Below are 20173 nucleotides of genomic sequence, written 5' to 3'. Positions count from 1 at the left end.
TGAAAACCTTTTCAGAGGTTTAAATAATAAAAATTATTTTTAACCCGGATTTTTGACAGCAACATCTGCAAAACTCTTTACGTCAGGATCCGGAAATACTTGTTATTGAGCACCTTCTGAAATAATTACGGATTATAACCGATTCTTCTTCTGACTTTTACGGATACCGGAATACCGTTATAATCTCTTTTAAGATTGAAAAGACTTCTATTATTATGAACATTTATCAGGATTACATCCAAGAAATTGAAGAAAGAAAAAATCAGGGCCTTCACCCAAAACCTATTGACAGTGCAGAATTACTAAGTGAAATCATCGCACAGATTAAAGACAAGGCCAATGAGCACAGGGCCGATTCTCTTAAATTTTTCATCTATAATACATTACCCGGAACGACCAGTGCAGCCAGCGTAAAAGCTGACTTTTTAAAAGAAATTATCCTTGGTGAATCGGTAATAGAAGAAATTTCCCAGGCTTTTGCTTTTGAGCTTTTATCTCACATGAAAGGCGGTAAATCCATCAGCGTATTGCTGGATCTGGCCCTTGGAAACGATGAAGCCATTGCACACGAAGCTGCGGCAGTCCTTAAAACCCAGGTTTTCCTTTATGAAGCGGACACCAACCGTTTGAAGGAAGCTTACCACAACGGTAGCGAAATCGCAAAGGAAATCCTTGAAAGCTACGCCCAGGCGGAATTTTTCACCAAGCTGCCGGAAGTAGCCGAAGAAATTAAAGTAGTGACTTACATTGCAGGGGAAGGCGATATTTCGACAGACCTTCTATCTCCGGGAAACCAGGCGCACTCCAGATCAGACCGTGAGCTTCACGGAAAATGCATGATCACGCCTGAAGCACAGGAAGAAATCAAAATGCTGCAGACCCAGCATCCGGATGCCAGCGTTATGCTGATCGCAGAAAAAGGAACAATGGGCGTAGGTTCTTCCCGTATGTCCGGAGTAAACAACGTCGCATTGTGGACCGGTAAGCAGGCAAGCCCTTACGTACCTTTCGTTAATATCGCTCCGATCGTAGGAGGAACCAACGGGATTTCCCCGATTTTCCTTACGACCGTAGATGTGACGGGAGGAATCGGGATCGACCTTAAAAACTGGGTGAAGAAAACCGATGAAAATGGAAACCCGGTTCGTAATGAAAATGGTGAAGTGGTTCTTGAGCAGGCTTATTCAGTAGCTACCGGAACGGTTTTAACCATCAATACCAAAGAAAAGAAACTTTATAAAGGAGACGAAGAACTGATTGATCTTTCCAAATCGTTCACCCCGCAGAAGATGGAATTCATCAAAGCCGGAGGTTCTTATGCCATTGTCTTCGGTAAGAAGCTGCAGACTTTTGCCGCTCAGGTACTGGGCATCGAAGCCCCTCAGGTTTTTGCACCGTCCAAGGAAATCTCCCATGACGGGCAGGGCTTAACCGCCGTTGAAAAAATCTTCAACAGAAATGCCGTAGGAGTAACTCCTGGTAAAGTTCTTCATGCCGGTTCAGATGTCAGGGTACAGGTAAACATCGTAGGTTCCCAGGATACGACCGGTCTGATGACCGCTCAGGAACTGGAATCCATGGCGGCAACGGTAATTTCCCCGGTAGTTGACGGCGCCTACCAGTCGGGATGCCACACGGCTTCCGTATGGGATAAAAAAGCGCAGGCGAATATCCCTAAATTAATGAAATTCATGAACGATTTCGGTCTGATCACCGCCCGTGACCCGAAAGGTGAATACCACTCCATGACGGATGTGATCCACAAAGTTCTCAATGATATCACGATCGACGAATGGGCGATCATCATCGGGGGAGATTCCCATACCCGGATGTCCAAAGGGGTGGCTTTCGGAGCGGATTCCGGAACCGTAGCCCTTGCACTGGCTACCGGTGAAGCTTCCATGCCGATCCCTGAATCGGTAAAAGTAACTTTCAAAGGGAACATGAAGGAGCATATGGATTTCCGTGATGTGGTTCATGCCACCCAGGCGCAGATGCTGAAGCAGTTCGGCGGGGAAAATGTGTTCCAGGGAAGAATCATCGAGGTTCATATCGGAACGCTTCCTGCTGACCAGGCCTTTACCTTTACCGACTGGACTGCAGAAATGAAAGCGAAAGCCTCGATCTGTATCTCTGAAGATGAAACCCTGATCGAATCGCTGGAAATTGCAAAAGGCAGAATCCAGATCATGATCGATAAAGGAATGGATAACAGAAACCAGGTTCTTCAGGGACTGATCGACAAAGCCAACAAGAGAATCGCCGAGATCAGATCAGGAGAAAAGCCGGCCCTCACTCCGGATGCCAATGCTCAATATTACGCTGAAGTAGTGGTGGACCTTGATGCGATTGTGGAACCGATGATCGCCGATCCGGACGTGAACAACGACGACGTTTCCAAAAGATATACCCACGACACCATCCGGGACCTGACGTTCTACGGAGGGGAGAAAAAAGTGGATCTCGGATTTGTAGGATCCTGTATGGTTCACAAAGGCGACCTGAAGATCGTTTCCCAGATGCTTAAAAACATCGAAAGTAAAAACGGTATGGTAGAATTTAAAGCACCGCTTGTGGTAGCCGCTCCTACGTATAACATCATCGATGAACTGAAAGCGGAAGGCGACTGGGAATTCCTGGAGAAATATTCCGGTTTTGAATTTGACGACAACTCGCCGAAAGGAGAAGCCCGTGTAGAATACAAAAACATGATGTACCTTGAGCGTCCGGGATGTAACCTTTGTATGGGGAACCAGGAGAAAGCTGAAAAAGGAGATACCGTTTTAGCGACTTCCACCCGTCTGTTCCAGGGAAGAGTCGTAGAAGATTCCGACCGTAAAAAAGGCGAATCTCTGCTGGCTTCCACTCCGGTAGTGGTACTTTCCGCGATTATGGGAAGAATTCCAAGCATCGAAGAATACAAAACTGCTGTAGAAGGCATCGACCTGACGACTTTTGTACCGTCCATTAAGGAGCTTACCAGTACAGGCGCTCATTAATACTCAATGATAAACAGCAGGGCTGTTTTAGATCATACTGAAAGATTCCGGTCCGCATGGATTGGAATCTTTCTTTTTTGTTTAGAATATTTCTATTTAAGACGGCTGTATTATTATTTTATCTTATATCAACGATCGAAATCTTATTTTTTCTTAAATTGATCCCTACTAATATTTGATCACAGCACATTTATTTCTTTTTATGTACCGGAGGAACAGATTTTGCTGAATCAAAGGAATCGTATTTTCCGCTTGCTGATCAAAATGAAGCGGAAAAATTTAAAAGAAAGAAAAAATAAATTAGATATGACTTTTGATATTGACATGATCAAAAAAGTGTATGAGCGTTATCCTGAAAGAATTGCAGCGGCAAGACAAATTACAGGAAAACCACTGACACTTTCAGAGAAGATTCTTTACACCCACTTATGGGAAGGAAATGCAACCCAGGAACATGAAAGAGGGAATTCTTATGTAGATTTTGCACCGGACCGCGTAGCTATGCAGGATGCTACGGCACAGATGGCACTTCTGCAGTTTATGCAGGCCGGAAAGGCAAAAGTAGCTGTTCCTTCAACAGCCCATGCCGATCACCTGATCCAGGCAAGAGTAGGTGCGGAATCCGATTTGCAGGAAGGAATCAACAAGAACTCGGAAGTTTTCAATTTCCTGAGCTCAGTCTGTGATAAATACGGAATCGGCTTCTGGAAACCGGGAGCAGGGATCATTCACCAGGTGGTACTGGAAAATTATGCCTTCCCGGGCGGAATGATGATCGGTACCGATTCCCACACGGTGAATGCCGGAGGTCTTGGAATGGTCGCTATCGGAGTCGGTGGTGCGGATGCCGTAGACGTTATGGCCGGAATGGCCTGGGAGCTTAAAATGCCTAAACTGATCGGGGTAAAATTAACCGGCAAAATGAACGGCTGGACCGCTGCAAAGGATGTGATTCTAAAAGTAGCAGGAATTCTTACCGTAAAAGGGGGAACCGGCTGCATCGTAGAATATTTCGGTGAAGGAGCGGAATCGCTTTCGGCAACCGGAAAAGGGACCATCTGTAATATGGGTGCGGAAATCGGAGCAACGACTTCCACTTTCGGATATGATGATTCGATGAGAAGGTATCTTGCTGCTACCGGCAGACAGGATGTGGTGGATGCCGCAGACCAGATTGCCGAGCACTTAACCGGTGACCCTGAAGTCTATGCCAATCCTGAACACTATTTCGATCAGTTAATTGAAATCAATCTTTCGGAACTTACGCCTCACCTGAACGGACCGTTTACTCCGGATCTGGCAACGCCGGTCTCTGAATTCAGAGCCAAAGCAGAAGCCAACGGATGGCCTCTTGAAGTGGAATGGGCATTGATCGGTTCATGTACGAATTCATCTTACGAAGACCTATCAAGGGCAGCTTCTATTGTAGAAGATGCCGTAGCAAAAGGGGTTAAACCAAAAGCAATCCTCGGAATCAACCCGGGTTCGGAGCAGGTAAAATATACTGCAGAAAGAGATGGGTTTATAGACTCTTTCAGAAAATTTGAAAATGCCAGGATCTTTACCAATGCCTGCGGTCCCTGTATCGGACAGTGGGACAGGGAAGGTGCTGAAAAAGGGGAGAAAAACTCAATCATCCACTCATTCAACAGAAACTTTGCAAAAAGAGCGGACGGAAACCCGAATACCCACGCTTTCGTAGCTTCTCCTGAAATGGTAGCTGCCGTGGCGATTTCCGGAAGACTGGATTTCAACCCGATTACCGATACCTTAACTGCAGAAAACGGAGAACAGGTAAAACTGGACGAGCCTAAAGGTTCCGAACTTCCGGCAAAAGGCTTTGCCGTAGAAGATAATGGTTATCAGGCACCGTCTGAAGACGGTTCAGGCGTAGTGGTGAATGTAAGCCCTACTTCAGACAGGCTTCAGCTTCTTGAAGAATTCCCTGCATGGGACGGCCAGAACATTACCGGAGCAAGGGTTCTGATCAAAGCTTTCGGAAAATGCACGACCGACCATATTTCCATGGCAGGACCATGGCTGAAATACAGAGGTCACCTGGATAATATTTCCAACAATATGCTGATCGGTGCGGTAAACGCCTACAACATGGAAACCAACAAGGTTAAAAACCAGCTGAACGGTGAATACGGTGAGGTACCTGCAGTACAACGAGCTTATAAAGCTGCCGGAATTCCTTCGATTGTTGTGGGAGACCAGAATTACGGGGAAGGATCTTCGAGAGAGCATGCGGCGATGGAACCGAGACATCTTGGCGTAAAAGCGGTATTGGTAAAATCTTTTGCGAGAATTCACGAAACCAACCTGAAAAAGCAGGGAATGCTCGGACTGACGTTTGCCGATGAAGCAGACTACGATAAAGTACTGGAAGATGACGTGGTTAACTTCCTGGATTTGGATCAGTTTGCTCCGGGTAAACAGCTGACTCTGGAGTTTATTCATACGGATGGTACCAAAGATACGGTCATGGCCAACCATACGTACAACCAGCAGCAGATCGAGTGGTTTAAAGCAGGTTCCGCCCTGAACCTGATCAAGCAACAGGAAAATTAATCCTCAGTATAATGATAGAAAAAGCAGTTTCGTTTGAAACTGCTTTTTTGTTTTAATCCGATCGTATCCAAATTGTAGTTAGCTTTTAATTAATTAAAAAATTAAATCCAGGCTGATTCAGTCAGTATTTTAAAGAGAATTCTTTTGGTAGAATGAAACAAATGGTTCACCTTTCTGATAGGATTTCATCCTATCCTTTAATAAGCCGTTCCTTCGGGACTTTAAACAATGGCCCTATGACAAAAGATTCAGTTTGATTTCAAGACCTTTGATCCTATTTTTGACAAGTAAAACTTCCAGGGTCCGTCTTCCAGCTTGTCATTTCCAGTTTACTTTAGCCTTGTCAGAAGACCCATGCGGTAACTCTCCCCTACCGGAATTTCATTTCCTGAAACAAGCGTTACTTTTTTTCCGGCCACATTGCTGATCTGGTGGAGATTAATTATAAATGATTTATGGATCCTGATAAAAGACGTCTTGGGAAGCTGCTGCTCCATCGATTTTAAGGTGTCCAGGACGATATATTCCTGTTCTGCCGTTTTGATATTGATATAATCCCTGATGCTTTCCACATACAGAATATCTTTAAAATTAATCCGGTGCTGCTGACCTGAAGACTTGACGAAAAAATGCGTCTCTTCTTTACTTTCTGCGGTCGCGAAACGCTCCTGTGCTTTCAGCGCACTTTTATAAAACCGTTCGAACGGGATCGGCTTCAGCAGATAATCGATAATGTGGTGCTCATACCCTTCCAGCGCATACTCGGAATAGGCGGTGGTTAAGATATATTTCTTCTTGTCTCCGAGGATTTTCATGAAATTGATTCCGGTAAGTTCCGGCATCTGGATGTCCAGGAAAATCAGGTCGGATTCACTTTTCTGAACATATTCCATCGCTTCGATCGGGTTTTCCGTTGCAAAAACCAACTCCAGAAACGGCACTTTATTCACATAGCTTTCCAGCAGGGAAATAGCCAGCGGTTCATCATCTACAATGACACATTTAATCTTATTCATTCCGCAAATCTATTTTTAAATCGACTGTAAATTCCGTTTCCGAATTTTTTATATTTAATTCATGCCTTCCGGGATACAGGATTGAAAGTCTTTTTTTCACATTCTCGATTCCGATTCCCGAAACCTCATCTTTCATCCTTTCACTTTTATGGTTTAACAGATAAAAATGCACCGTTTTATGATCGTCGGAAATCCTCATTTCAAAACCCTTATTCCGGAAGTCTCCGTGTTTAAAAGCATTTTCCACAAAGGGTACCAAAAGCATGGGAGAAATTTTCAGTCCGGGATGACTGATGTTTTTCTCAAAGATCAACAGTTCGGGTTTTTTAATCCGGAGTTTTTCGAGAGCGGTCAGACTGTCGATGTACCCGATTTCTTTATCCAAAGTAATACAATCTTCGGTCAGGTCTTTCGTACTGTACCTCAGCAGGCGGCTCAGTTCTTCAATGGCAGGCAAGGCTTTTTCGGAATTCTGGTACACCAATGAATAAATGTTATTCAGTGAATTAAAAATAAAATGAGGATTGATCTGGGTTTTTAAGGCCTGCAGCTCTGCCGTTTTCCTGGCTTCGATGAGCTCCGCTTTTTCAGATTCCGCATCGATAAAGTACTGAAGGAACCAAAACGTCGTACTGATGAAAATGGCAGTGCTGCTGAAAAAAATATTATCGAAAAAATAAAAGGCAATGCCCGTATTAGGATCGTAATTCCTGAATCCCAGGGTCGCAGGCAGCAGGACTTCTTCTATAGAATAGCGTACGATGACAAAGCAGGTGACGCTCAGCAAAAAGGCAATAACCGATTTGTAAATTTTATCCGGTTCGTAAAACCGGGGAACAATAATAAAATAGTTTACATAAAAGGATATAAAGCTGGTAAGGAAAAAGGTAATTTTAAAGGTAAGGGACTTTTCAGAATCAAATACGAGATATGGAATGACGATCGATCCGATAATATAAATCATCCAGAAAAAAATATGGAACCAAATAAGCTTATGCGTCTTCATCGTAATTCTTTATTATTAATGAAAATACTTTTTGAGGAGGTATAATGCAAATATACCGAAACCGGAACGGTATTCCTGTTCTCTATTGTAAGGCTGCCTTTTTTCGGTAACCGGTATCTGAGTTCTGATTCAGCGGACAGGCTTTCAGGCATATCAAGCTTGGAGGACAGGTGGATTTCTTTATCGGAAAGGTTTTTCATTTCCAAAGTTACCGGAACTTTTACTTCACTGATGTAAAGGCTTTCTCCCGGAGGCATTGTAAGGGTCTTCCATATATCCACCCGTTGAAGCGGCATACAGAACGCTACATACATCAGGCTGAAAATAAGAATAAGATTTTTCATAGTTCAAAAATAGTCAGGACCACAGCTTTTTTAACATCGGAATCGGCGAACCGCCTGAAATCATCGACGAAATAAGGTTAATCGGATGAAAACCACCGAATGTCTAAATGCTGTTTTATCCTATGCCTTATCAAAATACATTTGTCAAAAAAAAATTACTATGAAAAATATTTCTGTATTAGTTTGTCTGTCGGTTTCATCCCTGTTCTGGTCACAGGTGAAAAAAGACAGCATCCGGAATATTGAGAAAATTGAAATTCTCGTTAAGAAAAAGCTCCTGGAGCGGAAAGCTGACCGCATGATCTTTAATGTGGAAGCTTCCATCGCTTCACAGGGAATGGACGGCTCCGAAACTCTGGCCAATGTTCCCATGATCAGGGTAGATGAAAATCTCGGCTCTGTTTCTATTGTAGGAAAAAGCAGCGTTAACGTAATGATCAACGGCAGGATGCTGAATCTTTCAGGACAGGCCCTGCTGAATTACCTGAAATCCATCCGTTCCGAGAACATTGCCAAAATAGAAGTGATTACCACGCCGCCGGCGAAATACGAAGCCCAGGGCAACAGCGGTTTGATTAACATCATCCTGAAGAAAAATCCGAACCTAGGATTCAGCGGCAGTATCAGCTCCAACCTGATCCAAAGGACCTACTCCGGATTCAGCGACAACGCAACCCTGAGCTACCAGACCGAAAAATTCAGCAGCAGCCTGAAGCTGGTGTATTATGACTCCGCCAAAAGGTCCGATGAAAACTACAGCATTATCGGGGCAACCCAAAATTACAGCAGCTCGGTAAGAAGAGATATGTGGAACGAGCTGACGCCCGGCATCAGCATGTCGTATAAAATCAGTAAAAATTCGGAAGCCGGATTCGAATACCTGTATGCCCACCAGAGATCGGGAATGGATATCGTCAATAATACCCGGAATATCAGTCCGGCCGGCCAGGAAGAAAACCTTCTTACCAATACCTTCCATCGTGAAAAGGAACCTACCCATACCGCGAGCGCCTATTACGACCTGAAACTCGATTCACTGGGAAAGAAATTAAGCATCCTTGGGAATTTTTACAAAAACAACTCCGATACGGAGGTTAATTTCGCCACCCAAAGGCTTTCCGACAATTCTTTGCAGGATGTAAAAACCCTTTCCCTGGTTTCGCCGCAGATTTTTTCCGCACAGGCCGACCTGGAGCTGCCCTTTTCTTTCGGAACCGTTGAAACCGGGGTTAAGTTCAATCAGTTTAAAAATAATTCCGATTTAAAATATTTCAATCTTACCGGCACCGGGTATGTTTCCGATGAAAGCAGGGCCAATCTGTTCCGGTACCGGGAGGAGAATTATGCCGCTTATTTCAGCTATGCCAAAAATTTCGGGGAACACTGGGAAACCAAAGCCGGCCTCCGCTACGAAAATACGTCGGCAGAAAGCTACACGCCTTCCACGGGTTCCGGAAACTCCTACCGGTATGGCCAGTGGTTCCCGTCGGCCTATGTTTCTTACAAAAAAGATAAAAATATTTTCAGCCTGGCGTATTCGAGAAGGATTAACCGTCCTGGAATGGGCAGCCTGAATCCGTTCCGCTGGTATTCCAATCCTTACTCCTATTCTTCCGGAAACCCGCTGCTTACGCCGTCGTATATCAATAACCTTGAATTGGGCTATACTTTTAATAATAAGCTGACCACCAGCCTGTACTATATGAGACTGAAAAATGCATTCGGCCAGGTTTCCTTTCAGGACGGGCTTTCGCAGATCTCCACTTATCTCAATTATTATAACAACAATTCCTTCGGGCTTAATATTTCCTATACCGATACCTTTTTTAAGTGCTGGGAATCGACGATGGCTGTAAACGCAAGCAGGCAGAATTCAGAAATTTTCGGATTGGATGCCCAACCGCAGAAAGGAAGTTCATTCAGCTATTCCATCAATAATACCTTTACCCTGAATAAAACCAAAACCCTTGCTTTTTTCCTGAACTATGAACAGAGCCTGCCTTCCCGGAATGTGAATTACTATTATCATAATTTCTCCGATCTTTCGTTGGGCCTCAAGGTTTCCCTTATGGAAAAGCAGCTGCAGATCAATGCAACCGTAACCAATGTTCTTGCCCAGCGGTTCCGTGGCGATATTTACTTTACCGACAGTGTCCATCACATCAACAATTACTGGGACGGCAGAAGCTTCCGGCTGAGCGTAAACTATACTTTTGGAGGCCAGAAAAAGAAGATCCAGAAAAAGGTCATCAGATTTGAGGAAAAAGACAGGATCTAGATTTCATTAAACTCACAGGCTGTAAAAGGGAAGCCGGATGCCGGAAGTTCCGCCCGTCAATAGTGCTTTTACAGGTATTGATTATCAGGCGAATTGTTAATATGATATTTAAATCTAAATTCCGACCTTTCATTTTACGAAGGCGAATAGAAAGACCCATGATTTTGATTGCTAAGTTTAACGTGAATTCGAGGGTAATCACTTGTTTTTAAGCGATTTAATGGAATTAAAAGAAAAATGAACATCTTAAAAGTGAAAAAAACAGTTTGATATTCAAAATTAACGGCAATATTCTTAAACAACAGTGCTTTCAGCATCCAGCACCCCTCTTCCAGCCTTTCAAGTAGGGTTAGTAGCTCGAATACACGTTAAGTTTAAAGTATCTGATCTTAATTATTCATTTGATCTCACGATTTTATAATTTTTCCTGTGCCTGTAACAAAATCTGTTTTCCGGTGTCTAATCAATCGAATCGAAAAGAGCATGAAAAAAACACTTATTACTTTATCTTTTCTGAGCATGGCATTTGCTTCCGCTCAGGAAAAAAGCAATACCCAGACGACCAAAGAAAAACAGATCGAAGGCGTTGTCATTACCAAAACTAAAAAAGCCGTTGAGCAAAAAGCCGACCGTACCATCTTCGATTTTTCGGAACAGCCCCAGCTGAACAACGGGAATGTGCTGGAAGGAATCAAAAAGCTTCCCGGCCTGGTTTCTACCGACATCGCCGGCATGATGTACCAGGGAAAGGTGCTGGACGTTTATCTCAACGGAAGACCTCTGAATATTACCTCCAATGAACTGAATTCATTTCTGGAAGGGATGCCTGCCAATTCGATAGACCGGATTGAAGTCATCACCCAGCCCGGCGCGGAATTTCCGGCGACTTCCGGCGGAGCCATCATGAACATCATTACGAATAAAAATGCCAATAAATATCTAACCGCTACCTATTCCGGAAACTATTCGTTTACGAATTACGACACATTCAGAAGCCGGACCAGCAATTCCCTGAACCTGAATGCGAGAAATAAAATCTTCGGCTGGCAGCTGAATGCCGGCCAGAATTACCGCGAAAGTATGCTCAGTACCGATCAGGATGGTTTGCTGCACAGCAGTACCGACCGCTACGGCAGGGGATATTTTGCAAAATCGGGGATCACATTCGATCTTGGACAGGACCGGTTGCTTTTGAATTATGATATTTACCATAATAATAATGACAATTATACTCTAAGTGATGGTGATGGCGAGAAAAAAGAGCTGATCCCGAATACCGATCCGAAAGAATATAAATTCAGAGACTTTCATTTTGATGCTTCGGATGCCGCTCACAGTCTTACTACCAGACAAGAAGCTGTGGTAACCTACCAGAAAAGATTTTCAGAAAAAACGCAGAAGCTTGATTTTCAGTTCGGCTATACAAAATCCGACAGCCAGTTTGATCAGGACAATATTTTCAGGAGAGGCACCTATTCCAATCCTAAAGAAGACTATGACCTTTCATTGGGAAGGGTTCTAAGCAATTCCTCTACTATGCGGATTGCTAATTTCAAAATAGATTATTCCCAGCCGATCAGGCTGATGGATGGCGGTAAAATAAGCCTCGGAGGGTTATATGAAAGACAGGATTTTAAAACGGAAAGCTTTGGAATTATAAATCTCGATTACCAGAGACAGACCACCGCCACCTACCTGGAATTGCAGGCCAAGCTGAAAAAATTCGATTTCATCCTGGGAACCCGTGCAGAGAACTACGATATTTCAGGGATCACAAGATATCAGGACGATAATAAGAATATTAGCGAAGCCAGCCTTTTGCCTTTTAATAAATTTAAATTATTTCCGAACGCCAGCGTTCAGTACAACCTGATGGAACAGGTTCATGTAACGGCCAACTACAACAAAAAGATCAGCCTGCCGAGCATTTCCGCCCTGAACCCGAACAACGTTACCTTCCAGGGACCGAATACTCAGGTCACCGGAAATCCCAACCTGCAGCCTACGATTTTCGACAATTATGAATTAAAAATTTCAGCTTTCGACTATGCTTTCATCGGCTACAGTGTGAGTTCGGCAAAAAACCAGGTAGCCCAGATTATCCGCCGGGAGGGGAAAAACCTCTTCAACGAACAAATCAATATTTCGGAGATGAAAATCCATAATTTCAATGTCGGGCTTCCGGTTCCGTTTATGATTTTCAGCAAACCGCTGAGCGAGATCATGAAGTTTAATTTCAACCCCGACAAGATCAACTTTATGTACATCTACGCCGGTTACCAGAAACATGATATCGCCGATCTGGATAACAAAGGGTTCTGGATCTTCAATATCATGACGCAGATTATCCTGCCGAAGGAAATCAAGCTGACCGCCAATTACAGTTACCTGACGCCTAAAGCGGGCTATTTCTATTTTACGGCGGAAAAACCGTTCAACAATTCATTTGATCTAACCCTGACGAAGAAATTTATGGATAACCGCCTGACGGTTTCCGTATTTGCCAATGATATCTTCAACGGCCAGATCATGCAGGTACGATCCAACCCGCCGCAGGGCCAATCGGTTTACATGCGGAATAAATACGACACGAGAAACTTCGGATTATCGGTAAACTATAAAATCCCGACCCGGAACAAGCTGGCCAAAGAAGACCAGAGCATCCTGAAAGAAAGCAAAAAGGATGATAATGGCGGAATGGTTCCGCAGGGACAGTAAACCATTAAACAAACAAAATATCATAACCCCTTTTAATGTAAAAATTAAAGGGGCTTTATTATATAATTCCAATATTCATTTTTGTCATTAAAAAAAACTTAATTTCCCTGTTACCAGATGCAACGCAAAACATTTTTCTTTATTTTTATCTAAAATTCCTAATGACAAAAATGAAAACACTGGACAGCTTTTTCTTAAACCTCAGCCCGCTGAAGAGAGGACTGATCAGTCTGCTGGCCGCAGCGGTGGTTTTCTTTTTGATTTTCAGACTGGACCTTAAACCGCTGATCATCGTTATTTTCTGCTGGCTGGCTTTTTCCGTGGTTTTCCTTTTTCTGGACTGGCAGGTGATTCTCCACCGGAAAGTGGACGACATCCGTAAAAAGGCCAGGGCTGATGACGGCAATGCTATATTTGTGTTTTCTACTATTATTATTGCTTCTCTCGCAAGCATGTTTGCGATCTTCTTTTTAATTACTTCCAAAGACAAAGGCGTACAGAAAGAAATCTATTTCCTTCCCGCCGTTCTCGGGGCCATGATCCTATCGTGGATTATGGTGCAGACGCAATATATTTTCCATTATGCCCGGAAATATTACGATGAGGACCCTTCCGGCAAAAAAGAGGAAACCGGTGGTCTTAAATTCCCGACCGAAGATGAAAACGAAACCTACCATCCCGATTACCTGGATTTTGCCTACTATTCTTTCTGCATGGGCTGTACTTTTCAGGTCTCCGACATCAGCATTACTTCCAAAAATTTAAGGAGAATTACCATGATCCACGGGTTGCTTGCTTTCTTTATGAATACTTTTGTTGTAGCCCTTACTATCAATCTCGTTGCCGGGCTTAACGGTTAAAAGATAGAATTCGTACGGAGCAGGCCTCAATTTCAACAGAAAATTTCCAGCAGTTAAATGCCACTGTAAACAGCATCCCAGTCTTTCATGACCGGATCATAGCCTGCTTTTCTGATGATGCTTTTGATTTCTTCCATGCTTCTCTCATCGCTGGTCTCAAACTGTTCTAAAGATTCCCGGTCTACCGCATAGCCGCCGGGATTGGTTTTGGAAGCCGCGCTCATGGCGGTTGCTCCCAGTGAAACGATATGGTTCCTGAAGGTTTCGTTTTCCCGGGTAGAGATGGAAATTTCAAGATCCTCGTTCCAGATGCGGTAGGCACAGATCAGCTGCAACAGGTCCTGATCGGACATCATGAAATTGGGTTCGATGATGCCTTCGGCAGGCCGCAGCCGTGGAAAGGATACGGAAAACCTGGATTTCCAGTACTGCTTTTGAAGATAATCGATGTGGAGGGCATTGAAAAAGCTGTCTACCCTCCAGTCTTCCAGTCCAAGCAGAACCCCAAGTCCCATTTTATGGATTTCTGCTTTACCGATCCGGTCAGGAGTTTCAAGACGGAAACTGAAGTTTGATTTCTTGCCTTTCGGATGGTATTCTTTGTATACTTCCCGATGGTAGGTTTCCTGATATACCAGAACGGCATTCACTCCCGCTTTGTGAAGCTCCCGGTATTCTTCCTCCGATAACGGCTGGACCTCAATGGAAATATTGGCGAAATGAGGGCTCAGGAGTTTCACGGCATTCACAAAATAACCGACCCCAACCGTCTTATTTGCTTCTCCGCTTACCAGCAATACATGATTCACCCCCATTGATTTCAATACCGAGGCTTCAATCATCAGTTCCGTATCGGACAGGGTTTTCCGCTTAATCAGATTATCCAGGCTGAATCCACAGTAGGTACAGATATTCTGGCATTCATTGCTGAGGTACAGCGGTGCATACAACTGAATGGTCTTCCCGAAACGCTTTTGGGTAAGATGCTGTGCCATTCCCGCCATTACCTCCAGCTTCCCGGCAGCGGCAGGCGAAATGAGATTCAGGAAATCACCGGTCGTCCTGTTATTTTTGCGAAGGCTTTTTTCAACATCAGCCGGTGTCACTTTTTCCAGCCTGGATTTTATATCATCCCACCGGTAATGTTCAAAAACAGAGGTAAAACTTTTCATCTTTTAGATTTAATCAAACAAAAAAGAAGTCAGCGGACTTGATGCTTCCGCATGCTTTGAAACCGCGCCCAATCCTGATTCATACGCCCTTCTTCCGGCAATTACCCCTTCTTTAAAGGCCATAGCCATACAAACAGGATTTCCGGCAACGGCGATAGCGGTATTCACCAGCACGGCATCGGCACCCAGTTCCATCGCTTTTGCCGCATCGGAAGGCGCCCCGATTCCGGCATCCACCACCACAGGAACATTACTCTGGCTGATGATGATCTCCAAAAAATCCAGGGTTTTCAAACCTTTGTTGGTTCCGATCGGTGCGCCCAAAGGCATGACAACGGCTGTTCCTACGTCTTCCAGGCGTTTGCATAACACCGGATCGGCATGAATGTAAGGCATTACAATGAAGCCCAGTTTCGCCAGTTCTTCCGTAGCATATAAAGTCTCGATCGGATCCGGCAGCAGATACTTCGGATCGGGATGGATTTCCAGTTTAACCCAGTTTGTTTCCAGGGCTTCCCGGGCCAATTGAGCGGCCAATACCGCTTCTTTGGAGGTCCTTGCTCCGGAAGTATTCGGTAGAGGGTGTGCTTTTGTCGGCTTCAGGGCATTCAGCAGATTATCTTCCTGAGATTGGGAGTCGATCCGTTTTAACGCCATCGTTACCAATTCGCTGCCTGAAGCGATGATGGAATCCGTCATTTCGGAAAGGTTCCCGAATTTTCCGGTTCCCAGAAACAGCCTCGATTCAAAGGTTCTGTCGGCTATTATTAAATTCTGATTATCCATAGGTAAATTTTTATCTGTTATGTAAAGTCACGGAATCCTGATGCAATGCCGTCCTGAATGCACCGATCATTGAAGGCTGATCTGTAATCTGCCCGGAAACGGCCACCCCATAAATCCCGGATTGCTGCAGCCGTATGATATCGTCCAAAACAACTCCGCCGATTGCAAATATTTTTGGGATGCGTATTGATTTTTCCTGAAGTTCCCGGATGATTGTTTCATAGCCTTCAAAACCTAAAACCGGACTTAACTGTTCTTTAGTTGAGGTAAAGCGTAAAGGTCCCAAACCGATATAGTCGCAGGATTCATTGATCCGCTGGAGGACATTGGAAAAGGTATTCGCAGTTCCACCTATGATTTTGTTTTCTCCCAAAACAGATCTTGCCGCTTCGATAGAGGTATCCTGTAATCCCAAATGAACGCCGTCCGCATCGATGTCTTTTGCCATCTGCACCTGGTCGTTGATAATACAGACCGATTTATATTCCAGACAGAGCTTCTTTACTTTTTCGCAAAGCCTGATCAGTTCATTTTCAGGAGTGTTTTTCCAGCGGACCTGTATCCATTGGGCACCGTTGTCCAAAGCATTTTTAATATTGGATTCCTGTTCGGCCTGTGTAAAGCCCTGGGAAATGTATTGTAGTTTTTCCATTTTTATTTTTTAATTTAATCAAGAAATTTTCAGGAGTGGAACCCGAGCAAGCCGGAAGTGCCTGTTAAAAATCTTTCAATATATTCTTTTCCTTTCCGGCATGCAGTTTCCAAATCTTCCCCTTTCGCCAGATGCGCCGCAATAGCAGATGACATTACACAGCCCGAACCGTGTTTCGGATAATAAGTTGAAGCGGTTTCATTTGGGTAAATAGCGACTTCTCGCCCTTCTTCCCTAAGAACATCGGTTCCCAACAAGTCTTTCCGGTGGCCTCCTTTAATCAGAACTGCACAGGACTTTCCCGGATCGTCGAACAGACGGTGATCCTGCAAAACTTTATATTCATTATAATTAGGCGTGATGAGGTTTATCCGGGTCAAGACTTTTTTTAATTCTGATACAGTGTTCAAATCAAAAAAGGTAAACTCAGAAGTACTTTTCAGCACCGGATCCCAGACAATCTTCGCTTCGGGAGCATAAAGTTTAACGGTCCTGATTATCTCATTTAAAAATTCAGCATCCCTTACCACTCCGATCTTTACTGCCTTAACCGAATATTTTTTCATTAAAATACAGACGGATGGTACCACTTTTCCCAGTGGCTGCCATTCGAGGTCCAGACATTGGGATTCCGTCTGAACAGTCATAGCGGTACATATGCCTAACCCCTGAACTCTGAGCTGCTCAAAAGTTTTACAGTCGGCAAGGATCCCTGCTCCGCCGCTTGGATCAAAACCTGCTATCGTCATAACAAAAGGGCGTTCTTCCTGCATTCGATATATGTTTTTAAAGGTTCCTTACTTTCCCAAATCGCTCCCAGCAAAGCAGCTCCGTCCACATCTTCTGAAAAAACCGTATCGATGTTGTGCTGATGGATACCGCCCAGGGCAATAAGCCCCGAATGATCATTGTCCCTTTGCCGGATGCTTTCCAGAATTTTCGTACCATCTCCATAACCTTTTTTGGAAATGCTGGGAAAGACCGGACTGATCAGCGCGTATTCCCAACGGGCATCCAGGGTGTTAAAACTACTGATACCATGCACCGAAGTCGACACAATGTATTCATCAAAAAAATGATCAGGAATATCCGGTCTTTCCGATTCTTTAAAGTGGATTCTTGAAGTTTCGAATTCCTCAGCCAGGATGTAATGGCTGTGCAGAACCAGCTGTTCATGATAACCGGAATGAATACTTTTTATATAATTCCTCATCGCTGCGGCATCCATCACCGGCTTTCTCACATGAAGCAATTCCAGCCCTTCCTGAAACAATTCATTAATGATTTCAGTTTCGTTCCGGACGGATTGTTCAGACGTGATGACGATGATCATATATAAATCTCCTTCCCTTTTTCGATGAATTCCTCAGATTTATCCAGCATTCCTTTTTCTGCAGACTCACGGATTTCCTGGGTGATTTTCATCGAACAGAACTTCGGTCCGCACATCGAGCAGAAATGTGCCACCTTCGCTCCGTCAGCCGGAAGGGTTTCATCATGATAAGATCTTGCCGTTTCCGGATCCAGCGACAGATTGAACTGGTCTTCCCAACGGAATTCAAACCTTGCCTTACTCAAGGCATTGTCCCTGTACTGCGCTCCCGGATGGCCTTTTGCAAGGTCTGCCGCATGAGCTGCCAGCTTGTAAGTGATTACCCCTGTTTTTACATCATCTCTGTTCGGAAGCCCGAGATGTTCTTTCGGGGTGACGTAACACAGCATGGCACAGCCGAACCAGCCGATCATCGCCGCACCAATACCGGAAGTAATGTGATCGTAACCCGGCGCAATGTCTGTGGTTAAAGGACCTAAGGTGTAAAAAGGAGCTTCGTGGCATTCTTCCAGCTGCTTGTCCATGTTTTCCTTGATCAGGTGCATCGGAACGTGGCCCGGGCCTTCGATCATGACCTGGACATTATGTTTCCAGGCAATTTTCGTCAGTTCCCCCAATGTTTCCAACTCCGCAAACTGGGCTTCGTCATTGGCATCGGCAATGGAACCCGGACGGAGCCCGTCGCCAAGGGAAAAAGCAACGTCGTATTGTTTCATGATTTCGCAGATCTCTTCAAAATGCGTGTACAGGAAGTTTTCTTTGTGATGGAATAGGCACCATTTGGCCATAATGGATCCTCCCCTGGAAACGATTCCCGTTACCCTTTTTGCCGTCAGGTGAATATACCTCAGCAAGACACCGGCATGGATGGTAAAATACGAAACGCCCTGCTCCGCCTGCTCAATCAAGGTATCTTTAAAAATCTCCCAGGTTAAGTCTTCCGCCACTCCTTTTACTTTTTCCAGTGCCTGGTAGATCGGAACGGTGCCGATGGGAACCGGGCTGTTGCGGATGATCCACTCCCTTGTTTCGTGGATATTTTTCCCGGTGGAAAGATCCATGATCGTATCGGCACCCCACCGGCATGCCCAGACTGCTTTTTCAACTTCTTCTTCGATGCTCGAGGAAACGGCACTGTTCCCGATGTTGGCATTGATTTTCACCAGAAAATTCCTTCCGATAATCATCGGTTCGCTTTCCGGGTGGTTGATGTTATTGGGAATAATGGCCCTTCCGGCAGCAATTTCATCCCTTACGAATTCGGGAGTAATTTTACCTTTGGGCGTTCTTGCTCCAAAGCTGTTGCCGGGATGCTGGAAAGCCATTTCTTTGGAAACGGTATCCAATTGCTCAATCTTTTGATTTTCCCTGATGGCAATATACTCCATTTCAGGGGTGATGATTCCCTGTCTGGCATAGTACAACTGGGTAACTTCTTTTCCTTCTTTGGCTACTTTCGGCTTGTGGTTGTATGAAAACCGGAGTTCATCCAGCTTTGAATCGGCAAGCCTGGCTTTTCCGTATTCGGAAGTAATTCCCTCCAGGATTTCTACGTCGTTGCGGTCCAGGATCCACTGTTCACGGATCCTCGGAAGCCCCTTTTCGATATCGATTTCAGAATCTTCATCAGTATAAGGGCCTGAGGTATCGTAAACAGTAACCGGCGGGTTATGTTCAAGTGTCCCGCTGGAAAGCTTTGTTGCGCTGAGTTCTATTTCACGCATTGCGACCCGGATAGGATGGATTGTCCCTTCTACGTAGATTTTTTTTGAGTTCGGAAAAGGCGAACGGGTGATGTTATGAGCCATACAATTTGTTTTTATGGGATTAACCGCCCTGAGTGGCAGTGATGATTAAAACTGAATCTTTATCGCTGAGAAAGGTTTCTGCCCAGGAATGCTGCGGAATAATACGGTTGTTGAGGGCCACGGCGATACCTTTCCGCTTTTGGGGAAGTTCGATAGCCAGCAATGCTTCCAGCGTGGCGGGAAGTACATCAAAAGTTTTTCGGGTGTGGTTGATTATGAGTTCCATTCCTAAATTTTTTATATGCTTTAGGAATGCCCATGACGGTACAATAGAATGTACGGCAAAGTCATTGCACTTTTCCCTACGCCGGTATGATCCGGATCAGGTTCAAAGGGTAATTCTCAGCCTGTTTTTTAACAGGCACCCCTAAAGTCTGTGACGAAGGTAGCCATTTTTTCTGAACAGGCAAATTTTTTTTGAAGAATGGGAAGTTGGAAGCTGGGTGATGGGAGTTGGAAGTTTTAGAGTATGTAAAATTCGGGTTCATAAAAAAAGACTACTTTCTATTGAGATAATCTTTTGGTTTAATTTAAAGAAATATGTATATTCAAATTTTTATCAGTTAATTACAATTTAAACAGCGTACCCATCAACATAATGGCAAAACTGTCAGTTGATATTAATGA

At 44.3% G+C, this 20173-nt stretch carries 15 protein-coding genes and 1 riboswitch; of the genes, 5 read left to right on the top strand and 10 right to left on the bottom strand.

Translation table 11 applies throughout. The annotated features are described in order from the left end of the window. Positions 1 to 215 precede the first annotated feature (215 nt). Complete coding sequence (locus CHA01nite_RS07885) at positions 216 to 2999, top strand: bifunctional aconitate hydratase 2/2-methylisocitrate dehydratase (RefSeq protein WP_146940769.1); 2784 nt, start codon at positions 216 to 218, stop codon at positions 2997 to 2999. A gap of 306 nt (positions 3000 to 3305) precedes the next feature. Further along, positions 3306 to 5573, top strand: a complete 2268-nt coding sequence (locus CHA01nite_RS07880) for an aconitate hydratase (protein ID WP_146940768.1) — start codon at positions 3306 to 3308, stop codon at positions 5571 to 5573. A 329-nt stretch (positions 5574 to 5902) separates the two neighbouring features. Here CHA01nite_RS07880 and CHA01nite_RS07875 read toward each other — a convergent pair whose 3' ends face one another. From CHA01nite_RS07875 to CHA01nite_RS07865, 3 genes are read right to left on the bottom strand one after another with little or no spacing between them, the layout of a single operon-like run. Next, positions 5903 to 6589: a LytR/AlgR family response regulator transcription factor gene (locus CHA01nite_RS07875; RefSeq protein WP_146940767.1), complete on the bottom strand. Its 687-nt coding sequence runs from the start codon at positions 6587 to 6589 to the stop codon at positions 5903 to 5905. After that, entirely contained in the window at positions 6582 to 7553 is a 972-nt protein-coding gene (locus CHA01nite_RS07870) for a sensor histidine kinase (protein WP_228458368.1), read from the bottom strand. Before CHA01nite_RS07870 ends, CHA01nite_RS07875 begins: the two co-directional genes overlap by 8 nt. A gap of 38 nt (positions 7554 to 7591) precedes the next feature. Continuing rightward, a complete protein-coding gene (locus CHA01nite_RS07865; protein ID WP_146940765.1) occupies positions 7592 to 7939 on the bottom strand; it encodes a hypothetical protein in 348 nt (115 codons plus the stop codon). A gap of 160 nt (positions 7940 to 8099) precedes the next feature. On the opposite strand from CHA01nite_RS07865, the gene CHA01nite_RS07860 reads away from it, so the two are divergent. The 3 genes from CHA01nite_RS07860 to CHA01nite_RS07850 all read left to right on the top strand — a co-directional run bounded on the left by CHA01nite_RS07860 (position 8100) and on the right by CHA01nite_RS07850 (position 13795). Continuing rightward, the gene (locus tag CHA01nite_RS07860) at positions 8100 to 10217 is read left to right on the top strand and encodes an outer membrane beta-barrel family protein (RefSeq protein WP_146940764.1); all 2118 of its coding nucleotides are present in this window, start codon (positions 8100 to 8102) and stop codon (positions 10215 to 10217) included. Between the two features lie 483 nt (positions 10218 to 10700). Continuing rightward, the gene (locus tag CHA01nite_RS07855) at positions 10701 to 12935 is read left to right on the top strand and encodes an outer membrane beta-barrel protein (protein ID WP_146940763.1); all 2235 of its coding nucleotides are present in this window, start codon (positions 10701 to 10703) and stop codon (positions 12933 to 12935) included. A gap of 170 nt (positions 12936 to 13105) precedes the next feature. Continuing rightward, positions 13106 to 13795 (top strand): DUF1345 domain-containing protein, encoded by a 690-nt coding sequence (locus CHA01nite_RS07850; protein ID WP_146940762.1) that lies wholly within the window; start codon positions 13106 to 13108, stop codon positions 13793 to 13795. A 53-nt stretch (positions 13796 to 13848) separates the two neighbouring features. On the opposite strand, the gene thiH is transcribed toward CHA01nite_RS07850, so the two are convergent. The 7 genes from thiH to thiS are packed head-to-tail and all read right to left on the bottom strand — an operon-like array spanning position 13849 to position 19772. Beyond that, complete coding sequence (gene thiH / locus CHA01nite_RS07845; RefSeq protein WP_146940761.1) at positions 13849 to 14967, bottom strand: 2-iminoacetate synthase ThiH; 1119 nt, start codon at positions 14965 to 14967, stop codon at positions 13849 to 13851. A gap of 9 nt (positions 14968 to 14976) precedes the next feature. Then, positions 14977 to 15753 (bottom strand): thiazole synthase, encoded by a 777-nt coding sequence (locus tag CHA01nite_RS07840; protein WP_146940760.1) that lies wholly within the window; start codon positions 15751 to 15753, stop codon positions 14977 to 14979. A gap of 10 nt (positions 15754 to 15763) precedes the next feature. Further along, on the bottom strand, positions 15764 to 16405 hold the full coding sequence (gene thiE, locus CHA01nite_RS07835) for a thiamine phosphate synthase (protein ID WP_146940759.1): 642 nt from the start codon (positions 16403 to 16405) through the stop codon (positions 15764 to 15766). A 29-nt stretch (positions 16406 to 16434) separates the two neighbouring features. Further along, positions 16435 to 17178: a hydroxymethylpyrimidine/phosphomethylpyrimidine kinase gene (locus CHA01nite_RS07830; protein WP_146940758.1), complete on the bottom strand. Its 744-nt coding sequence runs from the start codon at positions 17176 to 17178 to the stop codon at positions 16435 to 16437. Next, on the bottom strand, positions 17151 to 17738 hold the full coding sequence (locus CHA01nite_RS07825; protein WP_146940757.1) for a thiamine phosphate synthase: 588 nt from the start codon (positions 17736 to 17738) through the stop codon (positions 17151 to 17153). The genes CHA01nite_RS07830 and CHA01nite_RS07825 overlap by 28 nt, the downstream gene beginning before the upstream one ends. Next, a complete protein-coding gene (gene thiC, locus CHA01nite_RS07820; RefSeq protein WP_146940756.1) occupies positions 17735 to 19546 on the bottom strand; it encodes a phosphomethylpyrimidine synthase ThiC in 1812 nt (603 codons plus the stop codon). The genes CHA01nite_RS07825 and thiC overlap by 4 nt, the downstream gene beginning before the upstream one ends. 19 nt (positions 19547 to 19565) lie before the next feature. Beyond that, positions 19566 to 19772, bottom strand: coding sequence for a sulfur carrier protein ThiS (gene thiS / locus CHA01nite_RS07815; protein WP_146940755.1), 207 nt, complete (start codon positions 19770 to 19772; stop codon positions 19566 to 19568). 56 nt (positions 19773 to 19828) lie between these two features. Continuing rightward, a riboswitch (TPP riboswitch) is annotated at positions 19829 to 19925 on the bottom strand. Positions 19926 to 20173 lie beyond the last annotated feature (248 nt).

The sequence above is a fragment of the Chryseobacterium hagamense genome (genome assembly GCF_007991455.1).
GTDB lineage: Bacteria > Bacteroidota > Bacteroidia > Flavobacteriales > Weeksellaceae > Chryseobacterium > Chryseobacterium hagamense.
The sequence above is the reverse complement of the archived record's forward strand: the minus strand, read 5'-3'. Positions and strand labels throughout refer to the sequence as shown.